Genomic DNA, 18,176 nt, shown 5'->3' on the forward strand with positions numbered 1-18,176 from the left:
CACCTAAGATCAAAGACCCAAAACCAAAGACCCAAAAAAAGAACAACTTGAAGATTTTAAAAAAAATAGCAATCATAGTTTTTATCATCGGATTTCTCTTTTCGAGTTATATCGGATATTGTTATTTTATGAAAAAACCTGTGCCGTTTTTTGGTAGAAAAATTACAGGAGCATATTATTCTATCGCAACTGGAACAACGACAAATCCACTAGAGTGGAAGGTTTCCGAAGCAAAAGTTTTCAATAGAGAAAGCAATGATATTCCAGAAAAATTGTTGATGGCAGATCCGTTTTTACATCAAAAAGATGGAAAATGGTATGCTTTTTTTGAAATTATGAGCGAGAAACATGCTGATATTGGTGTTGCAGTCGAAGAAGATGGAGCTTGGAAGTATCTTGGAATTGCCTTAGATGAAACGGTTCATTTATCGTATCCGCTCGTCTTTCAGAAAGATAGTGTGACGTATATGATTCCCGAAACCAAACGACATAGCCAAGTACGATTGTATAAAACCACCAATTTTCCTTTCGATTGGAAAGTAGATAAAGTGTTGATCAAAGACAAGCGTTTGGTAGATGCCACATACTTTGAAAAAGACAATGTTTCCTATTTACTGGCTACGGAAGATAAGCATTTACGTTTGTATGTTGCCGATAGTTTGCATGGCGATTGGACAGAACATCCAAAATCACCATTGTTAAGCGGAAACTATACGCGTTCTGCAGGAAGAATTTTAAAACATAATGGACAATTGATTCGCTTTGCACAAGATCATTTTGGCGGTTACGGTCGCGCTGTGTACGGTTTTTCAATTGATTCCATCTCAAAGACATATTACAAAGAAACACAAGTAGAAAATAACCCAATTCTTAAAAACCAAGGAGAAACTTGGGCAAAAAACGGAATGCATCATATTGATATTCATCAATTGCCAGATGGAACTTTTAAAGCTATATTTGACGGTTATGGATATGGAACTGAAAAAATTACGTTTAGCCTAACAAACAACTTTTAACCTAATAAGAAATGAAAGCAACAAAGAAGCTTTTTAAAACAGAAATCGTAAAACGACTCAAAGCGCAAGGAACAGACGAAGTATTATCGGAAGCAGCTTTGCCAGCGTACGCACATAAAAACCCAGTAATTGATCACATTTTTTGGAAACGATTGAAAGTCGTAGCAAATTATGTTCATAAGAAAAACAAAAAGTCACTCAAAGTCATCGATTTTGGTTGTGGAACTGGCGTAATGTCTTATGAATTGGCAACAAATTCGCATGAAGTGGTTGGTTTAGATTTAGACTTACGACCTGTAAATCTTCTGAAAGAAAACATCAATTATCCAGATTCGATTACGTTTATGGAAGGTGATTTATTTGATAAAAACCTAGAAGAAAACAGCTTTGATGTAGTCATTGCTTTGGATGTGTTGGAACATATGAACGACGATCAGTTGCGAAAGTATATGGGAAAATTCAGAAGTCTGTTGAAAGATGGAGGCGAAGTAATCATTTCTGGTCCGACAGAAAATTTCTTGTATAAAATAGGAAGAAAATTGGCTGGACAAGACTTTACAGGTGATTATCACGATTCTGAAATTCAATCGATTCGTAAGATTGTAAGTGAAACTTATGAAGTAAAGAGTTTGGCGAAAATCTTACCAATTCTACCATTATTTGACGTTTTTGTAGCACATAAAAAAGGATGATTCTTTATGTTGGAAATATCATTTCCGGTCACGGGAAAACAGCAACAACCATTGAAACCTTGGGGGAATTACTCCAAAAAGAAGGTTTTAAGCTAACGCTGACTTCCAACAAGCAAAACAAAATTTTACGTTTATTGGACATGCTTTGGACGGTTTTTAAACACCGTAAAAAGCTTGATTATGTGTTGATTGATACGTATAGTACAACAAACTTTTTGTATGCATATTACGTGAGTAAACTGTGTATTTGGTTGAAATTAAAATATATACCAATTCTTCATGGTGGAAATTTGGAAGAGCGTTTGAAACATAGCAAAGCAAAAAGTGATGTGATTTTTAAAAACGCACATGCCAATGTTTCGCCATCCATGTTTTTAAAAACAGTTTTTGAACAATATGGTTATGCGAACTTGATTCACATTCCAAATAATGTAGAATTGCAGGAATATGTTTTTAAAGAGCGTTCAAAAGTAGGAGCTAAGTTGTTATGGGTACGTTCGTTTGCCGAAATATACAATCCGCAATTGGCAGTAGAAGTCTTGCATGGTTTGAAACAACACGGAATAGCAGCTTCTTTGTGCATGGTTGGACCACGAAAAGATGCTTCTTTCGAAAAAACACAAGAACTCGCCAAAGAATTGAATGTAGAAGTTACGTTTACAGGAAGACTTTCCAAACAAGACTGGCTTTCACTTTCAGTAGATTATGACATCTTTATCAACACCACAAATTTTGACAATACACCAGTCAGTCTCATTGAAGCCATGGCGCTCGGAATGCCGATTGTTTCTACCAATGTTGGTGGAATTCCATATTTAATTAATGACGGAGAAGATGGTTTGTTGGTGAAACCAAATTCTAAAGAAGACATGATTCAAGCAATTGAAAACCTTGTCAATTCTCCAGAAATGGTTGAAAATCTATCAAAAAATGGACGAGCAAAAGCTACAACTTTTGATTGGGAAGTCGTTCGTAATCAGTGGAAAAGCTTGTTGCAAGACGATTTCTAACAACATTTTAGTTGTACTGAACTAAATTCGTATCCCTTATTTATATTCATAAAAAAACTCACGTATTAGTCTGTCTTCTCTCTCGTATTCTTTTTTACTTATGAGCCTTCCGTTTTCATCGTATGTAAATAAAGTATATTCAGTAACAATATTTCTTTTCTTGTAGATTTTTTCCTGTCGACTCAAGCCAAATTCATTGTATTCGTAACGATATAAGTGATAATCATTGTTATCTGATTTTATAATACGACCTTTTTTATCATATTCATACGTAAACTTCTTTTTGTACTTTTTTCTTGTCGGAAATGTTTCACTTATTAAATGATTTTTTCGATATGTGCGTATTCTATAAAGTGTTGTATCACGAAAATGCTCAACACGTTTCAGCCTTCCAAATATGTTGTATTTATAATAATTTATACCATCTTCGTCAGTCATAGACGCTAATTTCCCTTTTCTCTTGTATTTTTTTTCGAATGGAATAACGATTTTTTTAGACTCAAGTTTAGATTTCTGAATCAACGCAACCATACTGTCACGATTTTGATATGCATCATAATAGTTGGTTACTATTGTGTTTCCAAAAGCACTAAGATGTACTTCATCGAGTTGCCTTGGTCTTAACTCTAGATTGTGTTTTTGCGTTTTATAAATAAGGAAACTGCCATATTTATCAATAGAATCTTTTTTTGACTCAAATTCTTCAAGATAGAATCCGCTTTTATATTTGGTAAGTGTTGAATAAAGTGTAGTGTCTTTTTCTTTTGGATATATACTCCATTCGTATCGAACAAAATCAATTTGAGTGATGTCAATTTTTGCTTGCGAAAAACTTTCCGTAATAATAAAAGTAAAAATAATCAGTACATAGTTTTTCATAGTGGTTTGCTTACAAATCAATTAGTTGTTTTGTATTTTCTCAAAAATTACACCAAATACACCAAAAAGTACACTCGTAGCATTTGGAGACATTCCTCTTGGATTGTATGAATCAATTTTTACGCCTCTGTACATATTTTCTAGACTTCTGCTAGAGTTCACATACGTATATGTGCTGTTATTGCTTTGTTCATAAAAATCGGTTAACATAGATATGCTGTTGTATTTTTGAAAATACGACTGTTTGATATCATTACTATTAAAATTGAAAACCGATGCTTGTGTATTCGTTATTTTGAAAGGAAAATTATAGTTTTCAATAGCGTAAAATTTTAAATCGGTCACTTTTGTCGTATCAACAATAACTGTTTGTTGTGTTTGTGCACAAAGAGAAAATTGAAATACACTCAGCGTTATAAAAATTAAAAAAAACTTTTCTTTCATATTTAAAGTCTTTGTAAACAGATTTAATTCTTCAAGTAAAGAATTTATTCATCATAAACCCGCAAAAAAGTTAAGATTAATAAATAGAAATTTTAATAAAATTTGGTTAAAATTTACAATTAATCGATACAATACTTAGAAGAGAATATCTTTGAAAAGATACCTGTTTAATAAAAGCTTATTTGTAGTTTTTAACAACCATACGAAAGTCCAATTTCTATGTATTTGGTTTCTGTTTTATGATTAAGGTCAGTAGTTATAATTTTTAGGAGAATAGACTTTATTTCGTAAGGCGCAATGATTCCTTTGTATTGATATCTAGGAATCCACCAACCTTCGCCAACATGATCCCAATCGGGAGAACGTTCTAAATTCATTTGTTTTGCGGTTGATTCTCTAATATTTTCATAATCTGTAATCGGAATTCGATAAAAAATATTATTTGTTGCTTCTAGTTTGATAAATGGTTTATTTCCTTTCCATTTTGGAATGATACTATCTGAATTCTTTGTTGATCCCCACTCGTTTAAGGTTTCCATTCGAGTATAATAAACCTCAATTTTTTTCAAATCCTTTTTTGGCTTTATTTTTAAGAGTTTGTCTCCAATTTCATTAAAAACTGCTTCATATAATAAAAGCGTATCTTTTTTAGTCTCTTGACCTTCTATTTGAAAATTAAATATTTCAAAGTCATTCTTTTTCGTTGAAAATGTAGTGCTACAGACCAATAAATTGGAATCACAGGTAACTCCTATATTCCATTGATGCTCTTTTTTTAGTAAATATCCACTAAAAACATAGCCTTTTAATCCAGATTTCGATGTTACTAAAAACCACGCTCCAGAAATTGATGTATTGTGATCATTTACTTGTAAACGAATGTCTGTTTTCTCAATGAGTTTCACAGCTTCACCACAATAAAATTTCCCAATACGTTCCGCATTCAAGTTTGGTTTGTCTCTTATCACCAAACCGTTTTCGGCAATGACAGAATAGAAATCTTGCCCAAAAACATCAGTTATTGATAGCAGAAAGAAGGAGAGTATGATTAATTTGATGTTCATTTTGGAAAAATAACTGTTGATGTTTAAAACTACAATATTCCTACCAAAGTTATACGGGAATGCGGAAATTTTACAAAGCTAGTAACAATTTATTTCTTTAGTAACTAATTATTTCATTTTGCTTTCTCGTAAAGGTGAATCGAAGTATTCCTTTACATTTAAAATTTTAAGTTACTTAAGCTTCAACAATACATTAATACTTCCTGCCAAAAGTTCTTCTTCCGTATACTCCTGAAAGTCTTTGTGAAGTGTGAGTTCTTTGAATTTACGGTATTTTTCAGAGTTTGTATCGCAAGTGTCATAGCCTAAAGAAACAACTTCGTAACCTGCTTTCTCAAAGATTTCCAAATAGTTAGGTAAACGCAAACGATTGTGATAATCGAATTTTGTATGTTTCTGTTTCCATTCTTCTGGACTGTACTTTAAGAAATCATAATACGAAAGTGACTTATCATCATACGCTCTGTGATCACTTGGTGAAATCATGTGTAAAATGTATGCCGATTTGGGAAGTTTTTTAGCAAAACTTTGATGAATTTTCAATAAATCTTCTGGAGGAATATGTTCCAAAACAAATCGCGAAAATACTAAATCAATATGTTCATTAAAATGTGTCTTTTCGTCTGCTAAATTCGTCTTTGGGTAATACGTTACATTGTTTGGCAATGCATATTTACCATTTTCTGCCGCAATCTCTATTTGATAATTTGTTTTGTAATACGTATTTAACTTATTGATGGTTTTTGAATCGTAATGTTCATTAATATCATACGTAACTACTTGTGCTGCATTGGCAAAATGTGTAAAGGAATACGGGATAATTGGTGCCCAACCTGAACCTAATTCTAAAATGGTTTTACCTTTTAAGTCAATGCCTTCTTTTTCTAGAATTTGCAACGCTTCTTTAAAAGATCTGCCATTGGTTTTGATCTTAAAATTGACACTGTTTCTGTTGAGAAACTTCTGCAATTGGTGATAAATTCCGTATCCTAGCGAATTCGGCAAAATATCTAAGGACTTAAAAATAAAAGATTTGGTTTTGTGATTCATGAAAATGATAGATTCGATTGCAAAATAACAAATAAAAAATGATTATTTTGAACTGTTTTCTTTTATTAAATTATTTTTGTCGCAAAATGAATGAGCAATACGATTCATTTGTTTTACCGTATATTTCAGTCTTGATTAGCTTTTAAACTTTATGTTGCATAAACTTATTTTTCAACTTGGCGAACGCTTACGAAATCCTTCGATACGCAAGTGGTTGACGTTTTTAAAACAGTCAGAAAATTGGTCAATTAACGAATTAGAAGCCTATCAATTGCAGCAATTAAAAGAATTAGTTGCTTTTGCAAAAGAACATTCAGACTATTATAAAGAAAAATTTGCAGCTATTGATGTCGCATCTTTTTCTTCTTTGACAGATATCGAACAATTGCCGCTTTTGTCTAAGCAAGATGTATTGCAACATACTGAAACAATTCATACCAAACATAATTTTGAAAAAGTATTTACCGCAACCACTTCAGGTTCTTCGGGCGATCCGTTAGTATATCAACGTGAAGAAAGTGCCGATTCATTTAACAGAGCTTCTATTTTTAGAGGATATTCTTGGCATAAGGTTCAACCGTGGGAACGCAATGGTTATTTTTGGGGATTTGATTTTTCAACAGTCAAACGATTTAAAATCAAATTGCTAGATGCCTTGCAGAATCGTTTCCGTGTGTTTGATTATAAGGAAAAAGCATTTAAAAAGTTCGTAAAAAAGTTGCAACGTGCGCGTTATATTCACGGATATTCTTCCATGATTTATCAATCAGCGAAATTAATTAATGATAAAAATCTTCCGAAACCAAAGCATATAAAAATGGTGAAAGGAACGTCTGAGAAGATTTACGATAGTTATAAGGAAGAAATAGAAAAAGCGTTTGGAGTGCCAATTATCAGTGAATACGGTGCGGCAGAAACGGGAATTATTGCTTTTGAATGTACAGAAGGCGCTATGCACATCAATATGGAAGGTGTCATTGTAGAAGAAATTGATCATCAAATAGTAGTGACCAATTTACAGATGAAGACATTTCCAATCATTCGTTATCAACTAGGTGATTATATTGACTTGGCTTCCAAACAAAAAAAATGTACTTGTGGGAAAGCTCACTATATTTTAGAGGAAGTCACAGGAAGAATAGGAGAGAACGTGTACGGGAAGAAGGAAATTTACCCAAGTTTATACTTCTATTACATCTTTAAAAACCTTGCAACCAAACATAACATAAAACTTACGTATCAAATTATACAAAAAGAAAAAGGAATTCTTATATTTAACCTCGAAGAACACTTAACAAATACAAATGAAAAAAAGTTAAGACAAGAGATTCATAGTTATTTTGCCAACGACATTACCTACACCATTTGCCCAAATGTAACAAAGAAAGCTGGCAAGCAAAAAACCAAAAGTTTTATCTCTTATCTTTAATACCAAGTTATGGCCTCAACTTCAAATATGCATTTCGAAATATCGGAACGTAAACTCCTTTTACGTGTTGTCGACGTAGTGGCGCTACTTTTTGGGCTGTACGTTGTTTCGAATGTTTTTAATTTCGATTATTTTAAATTTACAGAAGAACGCTGGCTATGGAGCGTTGTACTGATTGTATATTATGTATTGTTTTCTACAATTTTAGAGTTGTATGATTTGCAAAAATCAAGTCGTTATGATTCTACTTTTCAAGGAATTATACTTTCAGTATCAATTACAGTATTGTGTTATTTATTAACGCCCATTTTAACGCCAGAATTGCCTGAAAATCGTTTGCAAATTCTCTATTTTTTCTTAGCGATTGCAGTTACGATCTTTTTGTGGCGATGTGCGTATATCTTCTTTATTTCATCTCCGCGTTTCTTTAAAAACATCCTGATTATCGGGAATACGGAAGAAATTAAAATCATGTCCGATGCAATTAAACGCAATACAAAATACTATAAGATTGTAGGATACATCAACTCAAATCCAACACAAGATACGAACGATGCTTCTTTAGAAGATTTGGAAGAAATTACAAGTTCTGAACTGATGGAAGTTGCAGAAAAGAAGGCAGTTTCTGAGATTATTATAGCAAGTAATCAACGTGAAGAATTAAGCAAGCCTTTGTTTGAGAGTTTAATTGGATTGTTGGAAACGGGATTGCCTATCAAAGAATACATTCAAGTATATGAAGAATTGACTTTTCGTGTGCCCGTGCAATATATTGGAAAGGATTTTTATAAATATTTTCCATTCAGTCGAAGCAATCAAAACAAGTTATATTTATTCTTTCATCGTTTTTTTGATATTATTTTTTCCATTTTAGGATTAGTAGCGAGTTTGGTATTTATTCCGTTTGTTTTGATTGGAAATCTGATAGGAAATCGCGGTCCGTTGTTATATACACAAGAACGTGTTGGAAAAAATGGTGTGCCATTTAAAATCTACAAACTGCGAAGTATGGTGGTAGATGCAGAAAAAAATGGCGCTGTTTGGGCAACTCAAAATGACTCACGTATTACCAAGTTTGGAAGTTTTTTGAGGAAATCACGTTTGGATGAAGTGCCGCAGTTTATCAATGTCTTGAAAGGTGAAATGAGCATGATTGGTCCACGACCAGAACGCCCTGCGTTTGTAAAACAACTCTCGGAAGATCTAACCTTTTATGAAATTCGTCATGTGGTGAAACCAGGTGTTACAGGTTGGGCGCAGGTAAAAACAGATTACGGAGCTTCTGTAGAAGACAGCTTGCGTAAGTTGCAATACGACTTGTATTATATAAAACACCGAAGCTTCTTTTTGGATTTAAACATCGTTGTAAAAACCTTGAGTACTGTATTGTTTTATCGTGGACGATAGTTTTGTTTGAAGTTGAAACAGAACTTGAACTTGTATAAGTATACTGAATGTCAGATCGAGTGGAAAATGTGAGAACATTTTTTGTATCGAGATCTACTATAAACTTCAAAATCACTCGAAGTACCATTTTTTATGCTAATATGTCTTAAATTTCATAAGTTTTTTTAAAATCTTCTTTTTTATTTTTCTCACATTTAGCAGAAAACAACTAACTTGGTTGAACAAATTAAAAACTACATACCAACCATTTTAAAAATTAATCATGAGAAACATTGAAAACCTTGTCTTTAAAGGTGGAGGCGTTTTAGGAATTGCCTATGCTGGCGCGCTACAAGTATTGGAAAATCACAATTTATTAGATGGCATTAAAGGTGTTGCAGGAACTTCCGCAGGTTCAATTGTAGCAACCTTAGTCAGTTTAAAATATTCAGCTCCAAAAATCAAAGAAATTGTGGCAGCTACGAACTTTAAGAAGTTTGAAGATCATTTTAATCCGCTACGAATTGTAACGAAATACGGATTGTACGAAGGTGATTATTTTTTAAATTGGTTAAAAGGAATCATCAAAGATAAAACAGGAAATGAAAATATCACCTTTGCAGAATTGGCGGCGGCTGGATATAGAGATTTACATGTATTTTCTACAGATTTGAATACAAAGAATATTCGCGAGTTTTCAAAAGCACACACACCAAATGTTGTGGTAGCAGAAGCAGTACGAGCTTCCATGTCGATTCCGTTTTTCTTTGAAGCGTGGAAATTTACAAACAACAATCCGGACGATCATTTATATGTAGATGGAGGAACCGTGTATAACTATCCAATTACGGCGTTTAAGCCTATAGAAAACACTTTAGGTTTCTTTTTACACAGCAAACATGAAAAGGCATCAGATTTAGGGTATGACAGTATTATCCATTATGTAAAAGACTTATTTGAAACACTGATGAATGCACAAAACATTGATTTCGATAAGGATTCTATGGAAAATAAGGTGACGGTAAGAATTGACGACTTAGGAATTTCTGCCATTGATTTTGATATTACGGATAAGCAGGAAACTGATTTGTACAATTCAGGTTTTCAGGCAACGACATTATATCTGAAGAATAATTCATAATTATCTTCTTAGATCAAATTATTTACAAGCGAACTTTTACACAGAGTGAAATCGAAGTGTAGTTCGCTTTTTTTTGCCATAATTTTAAAAATACATAGATCACTTATCTTAAATCTCCTGTGCTTAGGGTTTTATTTTAGCAATACTAATTGTTTTAACTTATATTTAGTGTAATAAAATACTACACCATGAAAAAAAGAAATTTAAAACAATTAAGTTTAAACAAGAAGTCAATCGCTAAGTTAATGTTTGAAATAAAAGGAGCAAGACAAGATGCGAGCGTTAAAAGAACTAAATCAGCACTTCCTTTGTGTCCAGGATGTCCAACAATTCCAGGAATGGATCCTCAATGTGATATCCAACAACGATAACTTTTAGTGAAGGAATGAATTAAATATGACAAAAGATAAGCTATATGTTATGGTTTATCTTTTGTGATGTTTAAAAAATAATAGGTTATATATGCATAACGCACCAAAAACATAATTAGAAGTGGAATAGCAGCCAATGCGAATTGCTGAAAGTTAATCAGCCATAAAAACAACATAATTACAATCAAGCCTATTAAAGTTGCAGAATGTTTCCATAAAGCTTTGCATTCTTTGCGTTTTACGAAGAACTTTCGAACGAAAAATATATTGATAGGCACTAACCATAAAACATTCCAATTGGTAACTGTCATAGAATGATCGGTGGCAAACCAAAGCAGTACAATCATAATTCCACCCAATCCGCTAGCAAGCATTATAAAAGCATCTAGCCAACGTGTGCGTTTCTTGTTTTTAAAATCGAGAAAAGTCACTATGAGTGTAATCAATAATAAAATAGAAAATAACACATACGGACTTAGTAAAAGAGAACTTGTATCTTTTTTGTTTTCAGGTTCTTTTAAAATAACATTCACTTCTTTAACCAACGGCAAACCATTTTGAAGTGTTGCATTTTCAAAAGCGTTAAACACGTAATCTGGAAGATATTCATGTTCCAAAACGGTGGCTTTTCTATCAATAACGGCTCCTAATGCAATGTCAATTCCAAAACTGGACCAAGAATTATGGTCAACATAATCATGAATAAGATCGCGAAATGTTTTCTCAGCAACGATATGATCTTCCTTAAAAACAATACCATCACCAAAATTTTTAGTTACAATTTCTCTAATTTTTGTAGCGCAGTTATTAAAGAAAAAATCGTATTTGTACGCTCTGTTTTCTTCTTTGTAATTATCTTCTAAAAAGGCGAGAAGTGAGCGTGTTTGATCATAATTTAAGTTGAGAACTTGTTCTTTTACCCAACGTTTTTCATACTTGTAAGCATACACAAAATTTTTAAAACTCGATCTTCCTAATTGATATGGAAGCTTTCCTTGTGCAAATTTTATATAGAAAAAAGGCGTATTAAAATCAAAAGTTCCGTAGTTGTACACCATATCATAGCCGTATACAGGATCTTTTAGTCGAAAAGCATTGTGCCCGAAGGTAGAATACAATTCGGCTCCAGGACCGCAAGTAATGACAGAGAAAGTGGCTTCTGGCGAAAGTTTAATTTGCGTTTTTTCTTGCGCAAAACTTATTCCAGTGAAAATAAACAGGAGTAATACGAGTTTTTTCATCTGCTAAAAATATCACTTTTTATTTGTGAGATGAAACAACAGGTTCGTTATTTTTATGTTAAAGTAGCTTTTGTGTGATGAACAGTTATTTATCGAAATAAACTCCAATCAATTTTTAAAGAAAATACATTTGAATACACAGCAGCACTTTGATCTCCAATATCTGTCAAAGCATAATCTATTTGAATTCCTTTGTATTTAAATCCAATTCCTAAATTTGGTTGAAACGTCAATGATTCAGAACCAAAATTGTTTTCATTTTGAAAGTTTCCAACTCCAGCTCTTAAGAAAACCAAGTCGGTGTAGGCAAATTGTAATCCAACAGATGGTGTTACACTTGCAAAAGAAGTTGAAATGACATCATTTGTTTCTGCAAAACGCATGTTTACATCTACTTCTGCGGTCAGCGTATAATCATAATTAAACGTAAAACTACGCGCAACTCCAAATTGTAACTTCGGAATGGTAATTTCAGTAGTTTCCGGTAAATCTTGTGTTGGAATTTGATCACTTACATTATTGAATAAATCTTCGTCAATACTCCAAGTATTAAATGTTGTGGTGATATCACGTGCCATCAAACCAAATTTCCAGTCTTTATGTCTAAACTGTAATCCGAAGTCAAAACCAAATCCCCAAGAAGAAGCAAAATCACCAATAACTCTACGAATTACTTTGGCATTAATACCGTAATTTAAACCTTGTACAGGCATTCTTCGTGCGTATGAGAAGGTAATTCCATAATCGGCAGCAGAGAATAAGCTAATACGATTAAAATCAATATTTCCTTGGCTGTCTATTAACTGTGTTGTATTCAAGATATCATCAACACCAAAACGGATTAAAGAAATTCCCCAAGCACTTCGGTCGTCAATTGGCATTGCAAAAGCAGCATAATCATACAAAGCAATATTTGCAAAATAGCTAGAGTGCATTAATGCAATTTGTTTGTCTTCTAATTGAACTAAACCAGCAGGATTCCAATATCCGGAATTCACATCGCCAATATTTGCTACAACGGCATTTCCCATACCAAACGCGCCAGCATCTACGCCAATATTCATAAATTCATTGGAATATTTAGCAACAGATTGACCATTTACCACATGGGCAACTATAATAAAGAGGAATACAAATAACTTTCTCAAGAGTGTAATTTTTATACAAAGATGCGATTTTCTACCCTAATAAACTCAAAAAATACTTAGATATTGTATGGAATTCTTCAACATTTCTACTTCTGTACTATAGAGTTTGTAAAGTTTATTTATTTTTACAAAAAATCAAGTACATGAATATCAAAAAACACATTCCAAATTTCATCACATTATTGAACGTATTTTGCGGTTGTTTGGCAGTAATTTTTGCAGTAAAAAACCAATTAGAAATTGCCGCCTTTTTTGTGTTTTTGGGCATATTTTTCGACTTTTTTGATGGCTTAGCAGCCAGATTGCTTAACGTGCAAAGCGAATTGGGTTTACAGTTAGATTCGCTCGCAGATATGATTACCAGTGGTGTCGTTCCCGGAATTGTAATGTATCAACTATTTAATAGAGCTTTAAATATTCATGAAAAAGTAAATGATGGACATTCTTGGTCAGATACCTGGCATTGGTTTCAAAATGAAGTACATATACTACCGCTTTTAGGACTATTAATTACACTAGCTTCAGCATATCGTTTGGCAAAGTTTAATATTGATGAAAATCAGACTTCTTCTTTTATTGGATTGCCAACGCCAGCCAATACTTTATTAATTGTATCATTTCCATTAATACTAGCGTATCAAGATATTACTGTTATTGATGTGCATGCTATTATTTTAAACAAATGGTTTTTAATAGCAATGACATTATTGAGTAGTTATTTACTGAATGCTAAAATTCCATTATTTGCCTTAAAATTTAAGGATTGGAGTTTTAAAAATAATATGATGAAGTATATTTTCATCATTGTTAGTGCATTATTGTTGGTCTTCTTGCAATTTGTTGCCATTCCAATTATTATTATCTTATACGTGTTAATTTCTTTAATTAAAAAATAATTACATGCTTATTGATATTACAAGTGCTCCATTTAATGCTTCCGCAGATGGATCGCATGACGATACAAAAGCTTTAGAAGCAGCTTTTGAAACAATTCGTAAAAGTGGAGGAGGAACGATTGCTTTTCCAGAAGAAGCTTTTGTGTGTATTTCCAGAGCGTTACAACTTCCAAGTAATGTTACAATTACGACGACGAGTGGAAAAGCTAGAATTAAATATTACAATGCTCAAAATACAGAGACAAAACACCTTTTTTTAGGAAGTAGTGTTTCTAATATAAGTATTTCCAATATCGTGTTTGATACACAACACCAAAGTCCGTCTGTTGCCGCTATTTTGGTTACAGGATATGGCAAAGAAGCTGTGGAGAATTCACAAATTGCAATAGAAAATTGTGAATTTAAAGGCATGAATAAAAAAGGTGCTTGCGCGGTACGAATACAGAAAACCAGTGGATTGACTATAAAAAACTGTCTTTTTGATGATAGTTATATTGGCATTGGAATTTGGAAACGAAATTCAGCCGTTATATTACACGACAATACATTTTTAGATACTTTGACGAACACTGCCATTCGAATCACAGGAAGTACAGATACTTCTAACGAAGAATTTAGTAATGATGTACGTATAGAAAGAAACGTAGTTACTGTACAAGCAAAAAAATCAGTCATAGGAACGGATGGAAAACCAAAAGGACGACCGAATAGTTCTAGTGGTATTTATTTGACGTGTGGCGATAAAGATTACACCGGAAAATCAAATTTTCATACCAATGTAACCATAGCGCATAATCATGTAGAAGGACCAAGATTAGGCTTTTTTAATGGCGGTTCAGCAGATTTAATAGCTATAAAAGATGTAAAGCATTTTCAATGTAGACACAATATATCCAATGGTTCAGGTGATTTAGGTTTTGCTTTCGAGCGTTGTCATGAAGGCGAAATAAGTCACAATACAGCAGAAGAAAATAATTCATGCGGCATAGCAGTTTGGGGATCTTCATATTTAACGTTAATGCACAACAGGTGTGGAAGTAATGAACAAACCAGAGATGGCATTTATCGAAATCATCCGTATGGAGGCATCAGAATAGAGTATGCAAGTCATAATATTACGTTGGAAAACAATGAATTCTATCATTTAGCATCGCAAGCAAAATTGACGCAGCAATACGGAATTGTGATCAAGCATACCAATAAAAAAGGCGTAAAACTCTATCCTAGCGCTGTAAAAGTTGCCAATAATATGAGTTCAGATCAAATACATGGATCTATTTTTAATGAAGTAAGCGATACGGAAATTTTATAAAACAAAAAAGAGGCGAATGTATCGCCTCTTTTGTTATTCTTTTGCACTTTCAAAATCGAGTTTCTTTTCACGCAACTCGAAGTTCTGACCTAAGTATACTTTTCGAACCATTTCATCTTCAGCAAGTTCTTTTGGTTTTCCTGCTTTCAGAATATTTCCTTCAAACATTAAATAGGTTCTATCGGTAATGGCTAAGGTTTCCTGTACGTTGTGATCTGTGATCAGGATTCCGATGTTTTTATTTTTTAAATGTGCTATGATACGTTGAATATCTTCTACCGCAACAGGATCGACACCTGCAAAAGGTTCATCCAACAGTACAAATTTAGGATCGGTTGCCAAAGCACGTGCAATTTCTGTTCTTCTTCGTTCTCCACCAGAAAGTAAGTCTCCACGGTTTTTGCGAATATGACCTAAACCAAACTCTTCAATCAATGATTCCATTCTGTGAAGTTGTTCTTTCTTTGAAAGTTTCGTCAATTGCAAAACGCTTAAAATATTTTCTTCAATACTTAATTTACGGAAAACAGAGGCTTCTTGTGCCAAATACCCAATTCCATTCTGCGCACGTTTATACATTGGAAACTTTGTAATTTCCATATCATCCAAATAGATTTTTCCGCCGTTAGGCTTTATCAATCCTACGATCATGTAGAAAGAAGTTGTTTTTCCAGCTCCATTTGGACCTAACAATCCCACAATTTCTCCTTGATTTACTTCCAAAGAAATTCCTTTTACAACTTTTCGTCCTTTGTAGGACTTCATGATACTATCGGCTCTTAAAATCATATAATTTGGTTATATAAAGCGTAAAAATAATAATTTAGGTACAACGCGGATACTTTTTAATACGAAATTAACTTCGTTATTTATTTGATTACTCGTTGTTGGTTGCTGTTTGAAATAAAGAACAGTACTTTAAATCAGGTCTAAATTCTAATAGCGAAGCGGTCTAACACCTAATTTTGTGTTTCTAATGCTTCCCAATATTCGTAAGCTCTACGTAAATGTGGTATGACAATTGTTCCACCTATTAAAGTCGCAATACTCAAGGTTTCCACTACTTTTTCTTTCTCCAAACCAGCTTTGTGACAAGCTTCCAAATGGTATTTTATACAATCGTCACAACGCAATACAGTAGAAGCTACCAAACCAAGTAATTCCTTTGTTTGTACATCTAATGCACCAGCACTAAACGCGTTGGTATCTAAATTAAAGATACGTTTGATTATTTTATTGTTATCAGCCAAAATTTTATCATTCATTTTAGCTCTGTAGTCATTAAATTCTTCTACGGGATTAGCCATGTTTAAATTTCTTTTTATAATTTTTTTCTACTCTTTTTGAGATTACAATACCAATTTCATATAAGATCAATATTGGAATCGCCACTACAATCTGACTTGCAACATCTGGCGGCGTAATAATTGCTGCTAGAATTAATACAACCACTAAAGCGTGTTTTCTATACTTGCGTAAGAATGCAGGCGTGATTAATCCTAGTTTTGATAAGAAATATATGATTAAAGGTAATTCGAAAACTAGTGAAACTCCTAGTAATGTGTTTGTTAGTAAGCTAATATGCGATTGAACCGTAATGGTGTTTTTGATGGAATCTGTCACAGAGAAATTATAGAAAAAATACGATGACATTGGCATAATTACATAATAACTAAATGCCAAACCAACTAAAAATAGGAGAGAAGCCAAAAAGATAAACCATCTTGATTTTCCTCGTTCTTTAGGGTTTAATCCTGGCGCAATAAATTTCCATGCTTCATATAAAACATACGGAAACGCTAAGATGAGTCCTAAGATTAAAGAAGTCCAAATTGCCATGGTAAACTGTCCTGTAACTTTTAAATTGACCAGTTTATCATCAAAAGTCAATGAGCAAAAATCACTATCAATGCCAAATAATTGAAAAGCATTACAGAAAAATTTATACGTCACAAATTCTCCATCCAAATGGACAATTAAAAAGTGATTATAAATTGGTGTGATGAAAATGAAAATTACAGTTGCAATGATAAATATTGCAGCAAAGCTTCGGATCAAATGCCATCTTAGTTCTTCTAAGTGATCTAAGAATGACATTTCGTTTTTATTTTTCCCCATTATAGTATTCCTTCTTTTACTAAATCATGCAAATGTACGATTCCTGCATATTTTCCTTCCGATTCTACCAATATTTGTGAAATTCCTTTTTCTTCCATAGCTTCTAAGGCTTCTACGGCCATTGCTTCATTCTCAATTCGCCTTGGATTTGATGACATAATATCTTCCGCCGTCAAATTTCCAATAAAATCATTGTTAGATAACATACGTCGAATATCTCCATCAGTAATTACACCAATAATTTCATCTGCATCATTTACAACTGCTGTGGCACCTAACATTCCTTTAGAAATTTCAATAATAACATCTTTTACAGAGCTATTAGCGAATACTTTAGGTTTCTGATTTACAGATGACAAATCATTTACACGTAAGTATAATTTTTTCCCTAAAGCGCCTCCAGGATGGTATTTTGCAAAATCTTTACTAGAAAACCCTCTTAATTCAAGCAGACAAACGGCCAATGCATCACCCAATACCAATTGTGCGGTTGTGCTAGTTGTTGGCGCCAAACCATTTGGACAGGCTTCTTTTTCAACATATGCATGCAGCACATAATTTGCTTGTGTTCCTAAAAATGATTCTCTGTTGGAAGTAATAGCAATCAATTTATTTCCAGCATTCTTAATTAATGGGACTAACACCTTGATTTCTGGTGTGTTTCCACTTTTTGAAATACAAATTACGGTATCGTGTTCTTGAATAATTCCCAAATCACCATGAATAGCATCTGCAGCATGCATAAAAATTGCAGGAGTTCCTGTAGAATTCAATGTAGCTACAATTTTCGTAGCAATATTGGCACTTTTTCCAATTCCTGTAACAACAACTCTACCGTTTGAGTTATAGATATAGGATACAGCTTCGGCAAACTCACCATCGATTAAAGGAATTAAATTTTTTATTGCAGTATATTCTGTTTCAATGGTTTGCTTGGCAACGCTAATAATACTATCTTTATATTTCAAAATGTTTAATT

The 18,176-nt window shown here is 33.1% G+C and carries 19 protein-coding genes; 9 read left to right on the top strand and 10 right to left on the bottom strand.

Annotation, left to right across the window (positions count from 1 at the left end):
- Positions 1 to 47: 47 nt before the first annotated feature.
- Genes Q0845_RS17645 through Q0845_RS17655 form a run of 3 tightly spaced genes read left to right on the top strand, consistent with a single transcriptional unit; the run spans position 48 to position 2,718 of the window.
- Positions 48 to 1,016 carry a hypothetical protein gene (locus tag Q0845_RS17645; RefSeq protein ID WP_298516043.1) on the top strand — a complete coding sequence of 323 codons (969 nt, stop codon included), beginning with the start codon at positions 48 to 50 and terminating at the stop codon, positions 1,014 to 1,016.
- Between the two features lie 11 nt (positions 1,017 to 1,027).
- Positions 1,028 to 1,708, top strand: a complete 681-nt coding sequence (locus Q0845_RS17650) for a bifunctional 2-polyprenyl-6-hydroxyphenol methylase/3-demethylubiquinol 3-O-methyltransferase UbiG (RefSeq protein ID WP_298516046.1) — start codon at positions 1,028 to 1,030, stop codon at positions 1,706 to 1,708.
- The gene (locus Q0845_RS17655) at positions 1,705 to 2,718 is read left to right on the top strand and encodes a glycosyltransferase family 4 protein (protein WP_298516048.1); all 1,014 of its coding nucleotides are present in this window, start codon (positions 1,705 to 1,707) and stop codon (positions 2,716 to 2,718) included. The genes Q0845_RS17650 and Q0845_RS17655 overlap by 4 nt, the downstream gene beginning before the upstream one ends.
- A gap of 36 nt (positions 2,719 to 2,754) precedes the next feature.
- On the opposite strand, the gene Q0845_RS17660 is transcribed toward Q0845_RS17655, so the two are convergent.
- The 4 genes from Q0845_RS17660 to Q0845_RS17675 all read right to left on the bottom strand — a co-directional run bounded on the left by Q0845_RS17660 (position 2,755) and on the right by Q0845_RS17675 (position 6,155).
- A complete protein-coding gene (locus Q0845_RS17660; RefSeq protein ID WP_298516050.1) occupies positions 2,755 to 3,597 on the bottom strand; it encodes a hypothetical protein in 843 nt (280 codons plus the stop codon).
- Positions 3,598 to 3,618: 21 nt separating this feature from the next.
- Positions 3,619 to 4,041 carry a hypothetical protein gene (locus Q0845_RS17665; protein WP_298516052.1) on the bottom strand — a complete coding sequence of 141 codons (423 nt, stop codon included), beginning with the start codon at positions 4,039 to 4,041 and terminating at the stop codon, positions 3,619 to 3,621.
- Positions 4,042 to 4,232: 191 nt separating this feature from the next.
- Positions 4,233 to 5,105 carry an SH3 domain-containing protein gene (locus tag Q0845_RS17670; protein ID WP_298516054.1) on the bottom strand — a complete coding sequence of 291 codons (873 nt, stop codon included), beginning with the start codon at positions 5,103 to 5,105 and terminating at the stop codon, positions 4,233 to 4,235.
- Positions 5,106 to 5,276: 171 nt separating this feature from the next.
- Positions 5,277 to 6,155, bottom strand: coding sequence for a methyltransferase domain-containing protein (locus Q0845_RS17675; protein WP_298516056.1), 879 nt, complete (start codon positions 6,153 to 6,155; stop codon positions 5,277 to 5,279).
- A gap of 151 nt (positions 6,156 to 6,306) precedes the next feature.
- Here Q0845_RS17675 and Q0845_RS17680 point away from each other — a divergent pair, with 151 nt between their 5' ends.
- The 4 genes from Q0845_RS17680 (at position 6,307) to Q0845_RS17695 (ending at position 10,482) form a co-directional block, all read left to right on the top strand.
- A complete protein-coding gene (locus tag Q0845_RS17680) occupies positions 6,307 to 7,584 on the top strand; it encodes a phenylacetate--CoA ligase family protein (RefSeq protein WP_298516059.1) in 1,278 nt (425 codons plus the stop codon).
- A 27-nt stretch (positions 7,585 to 7,611) separates the two neighbouring features.
- The gene (locus Q0845_RS17685; protein ID WP_298516061.1) at positions 7,612 to 8,991 is read left to right on the top strand and encodes a sugar transferase; all 1,380 of its coding nucleotides are present in this window, start codon (positions 7,612 to 7,614) and stop codon (positions 8,989 to 8,991) included.
- Between the two features lie 262 nt (positions 8,992 to 9,253).
- Positions 9,254 to 10,111, top strand: a complete 858-nt coding sequence (locus tag Q0845_RS17690; protein ID WP_298516063.1) for a patatin-like phospholipase family protein — start codon at positions 9,254 to 9,256, stop codon at positions 10,109 to 10,111.
- A gap of 188 nt (positions 10,112 to 10,299) precedes the next feature.
- The gene (locus tag Q0845_RS17695) at positions 10,300 to 10,482 is read left to right on the top strand and encodes a hypothetical protein (RefSeq protein WP_298516065.1); all 183 of its coding nucleotides are present in this window, start codon (positions 10,300 to 10,302) and stop codon (positions 10,480 to 10,482) included.
- A gap of 47 nt (positions 10,483 to 10,529) precedes the next feature.
- On the opposite strand, the gene Q0845_RS17700 is transcribed toward Q0845_RS17695, so the two are convergent.
- Both Q0845_RS17700 and Q0845_RS17705 read right to left on the bottom strand, forming a co-directional pair.
- Positions 10,530 to 11,723 (bottom strand): DUF4105 domain-containing protein, encoded by a 1,194-nt coding sequence (locus Q0845_RS17700; RefSeq protein ID WP_298516067.1) that lies wholly within the window; start codon positions 11,721 to 11,723, stop codon positions 10,530 to 10,532.
- 89 nt (positions 11,724 to 11,812) lie between these two features.
- Entirely contained in the window at positions 11,813 to 12,829 is a 1,017-nt protein-coding gene (locus Q0845_RS17705; RefSeq protein WP_298516312.1) for a PorV/PorQ family protein, read from the bottom strand.
- Between the two features lie 185 nt (positions 12,830 to 13,014).
- Here Q0845_RS17705 and Q0845_RS17710 point away from each other — a divergent pair, with 185 nt between their 5' ends.
- On the top strand, positions 13,015 to 13,767 hold the full coding sequence (locus Q0845_RS17710; protein ID WP_298516069.1) for a CDP-alcohol phosphatidyltransferase family protein: 753 nt from the start codon (positions 13,015 to 13,017) through the stop codon (positions 13,765 to 13,767).
- Positions 13,768 to 13,771: 4 nt separating this feature from the next.
- A complete protein-coding gene (locus tag Q0845_RS17715) occupies positions 13,772 to 15,079 on the top strand; it encodes a right-handed parallel beta-helix repeat-containing protein (protein ID WP_298516071.1) in 1,308 nt (435 codons plus the stop codon).
- A 33-nt stretch (positions 15,080 to 15,112) separates the two neighbouring features.
- Here the strand turns inward: Q0845_RS17715 and lptB are convergent, their stop codons facing one another.
- From lptB to Q0845_RS17735, 4 genes are all read right to left on the bottom strand, one after another.
- Positions 15,113 to 15,868 carry an LPS export ABC transporter ATP-binding protein gene (gene lptB / locus Q0845_RS17720; RefSeq protein ID WP_298516073.1) on the bottom strand — a complete coding sequence of 252 codons (756 nt, stop codon included), beginning with the start codon at positions 15,866 to 15,868 and terminating at the stop codon, positions 15,113 to 15,115.
- Positions 15,869 to 16,038: 170 nt separating this feature from the next.
- Entirely contained in the window at positions 16,039 to 16,386 is a 348-nt protein-coding gene (locus tag Q0845_RS17725; protein WP_298516075.1) for a carboxymuconolactone decarboxylase family protein, read from the bottom strand.
- A complete protein-coding gene (gene tatC, locus Q0845_RS17730) occupies positions 16,379 to 17,197 on the bottom strand; it encodes a twin-arginine translocase subunit TatC (RefSeq protein ID WP_298516077.1) in 819 nt (272 codons plus the stop codon). Before tatC ends, Q0845_RS17725 begins: the two co-directional genes overlap by 8 nt.
- Positions 17,197 to 18,165, bottom strand: a complete 969-nt coding sequence (locus Q0845_RS17735) for a KpsF/GutQ family sugar-phosphate isomerase (protein WP_298516079.1) — start codon at positions 18,163 to 18,165, stop codon at positions 17,197 to 17,199. The genes tatC and Q0845_RS17735 overlap by 1 nt, the downstream gene beginning before the upstream one ends.
- Positions 18,166 to 18,176 lie beyond the last annotated feature (11 nt).

It is taken from the genome of uncultured Kordia sp., from assembly GCF_947489565.1.
In the GTDB taxonomy this organism is placed as follows: Bacteria; Bacteroidota; Bacteroidia; order Flavobacteriales; family Flavobacteriaceae; genus Kordia.

Coding starts and splice junctions, on each gene's coding strand:
- Q0845_RS17725 (WP_298516075.1), bottom strand. CDS start 16,386: ATGGCTAATCCCGTAGAAGAATTTAATGACTACAGAGCTAAAATGAAT.
- Q0845_RS17695 (WP_298516065.1), top strand. CDS start 10,300: ATGAAAAAAAGAAATTTAAAACAATTAAGTTTAAACAAGAAGTCAATC.
- Q0845_RS17670 (WP_298516054.1), bottom strand. CDS start 5,105: ATGAACATCAAATTAATCATACTCTCCTTCTTTCTGCTATCAATAACT.
- Q0845_RS17655 (WP_298516048.1), top strand. CDS start 1,705: ATGATTCTTTATGTTGGAAATATCATTTCCGGTCACGGGAAAACAGCA.
- Q0845_RS17665 (WP_298516052.1), bottom strand. CDS start 4,041: ATGAAAGAAAAGTTTTTTTTAATTTTTATAACGCTGAGTGTATTTCAA.
- Q0845_RS17685 (WP_298516061.1), top strand. CDS start 7,612: ATGCATTTCGAAATATCGGAACGTAAACTCCTTTTACGTGTTGTCGAC.
- Q0845_RS17660 (WP_298516050.1), bottom strand. CDS start 3,597: ATGAAAAACTATGTACTGATTATTTTTACTTTTATTATTACGGAAAGT.
- lptB (WP_298516073.1), bottom strand. CDS start 15,868: ATGATTTTAAGAGCCGATAGTATCATGAAGTCCTACAAAGGACGAAAA.
- Q0845_RS17675 (WP_298516056.1), bottom strand. CDS start 6,155: ATGAATCACAAAACCAAATCTTTTATTTTTAAGTCCTTAGATATTTTG.
- Q0845_RS17650 (WP_298516046.1), top strand. CDS start 1,028: ATGAAAGCAACAAAGAAGCTTTTTAAAACAGAAATCGTAAAACGACTC.
- Q0845_RS17715 (WP_298516071.1), top strand. CDS start 13,772: ATGCTTATTGATATTACAAGTGCTCCATTTAATGCTTCCGCAGATGGA.
- Q0845_RS17710 (WP_298516069.1), top strand. CDS start 13,015: ATGAATATCAAAAAACACATTCCAAATTTCATCACATTATTGAACGTA.
- Q0845_RS17680 (WP_298516059.1), top strand. CDS start 6,307: ATGTTGCATAAACTTATTTTTCAACTTGGCGAACGCTTACGAAATCCT.
- tatC (WP_298516077.1), bottom strand. CDS start 17,197: ATGGGGAAAAATAAAAACGAAATGTCATTCTTAGATCACTTAGAAGAA.
- Q0845_RS17690 (WP_298516063.1), top strand. CDS start 9,254: ATGAGAAACATTGAAAACCTTGTCTTTAAAGGTGGAGGCGTTTTAGGA.
- Q0845_RS17700 (WP_298516067.1), bottom strand. CDS start 11,723: ATGAAAAAACTCGTATTACTCCTGTTTATTTTCACTGGAATAAGTTTT.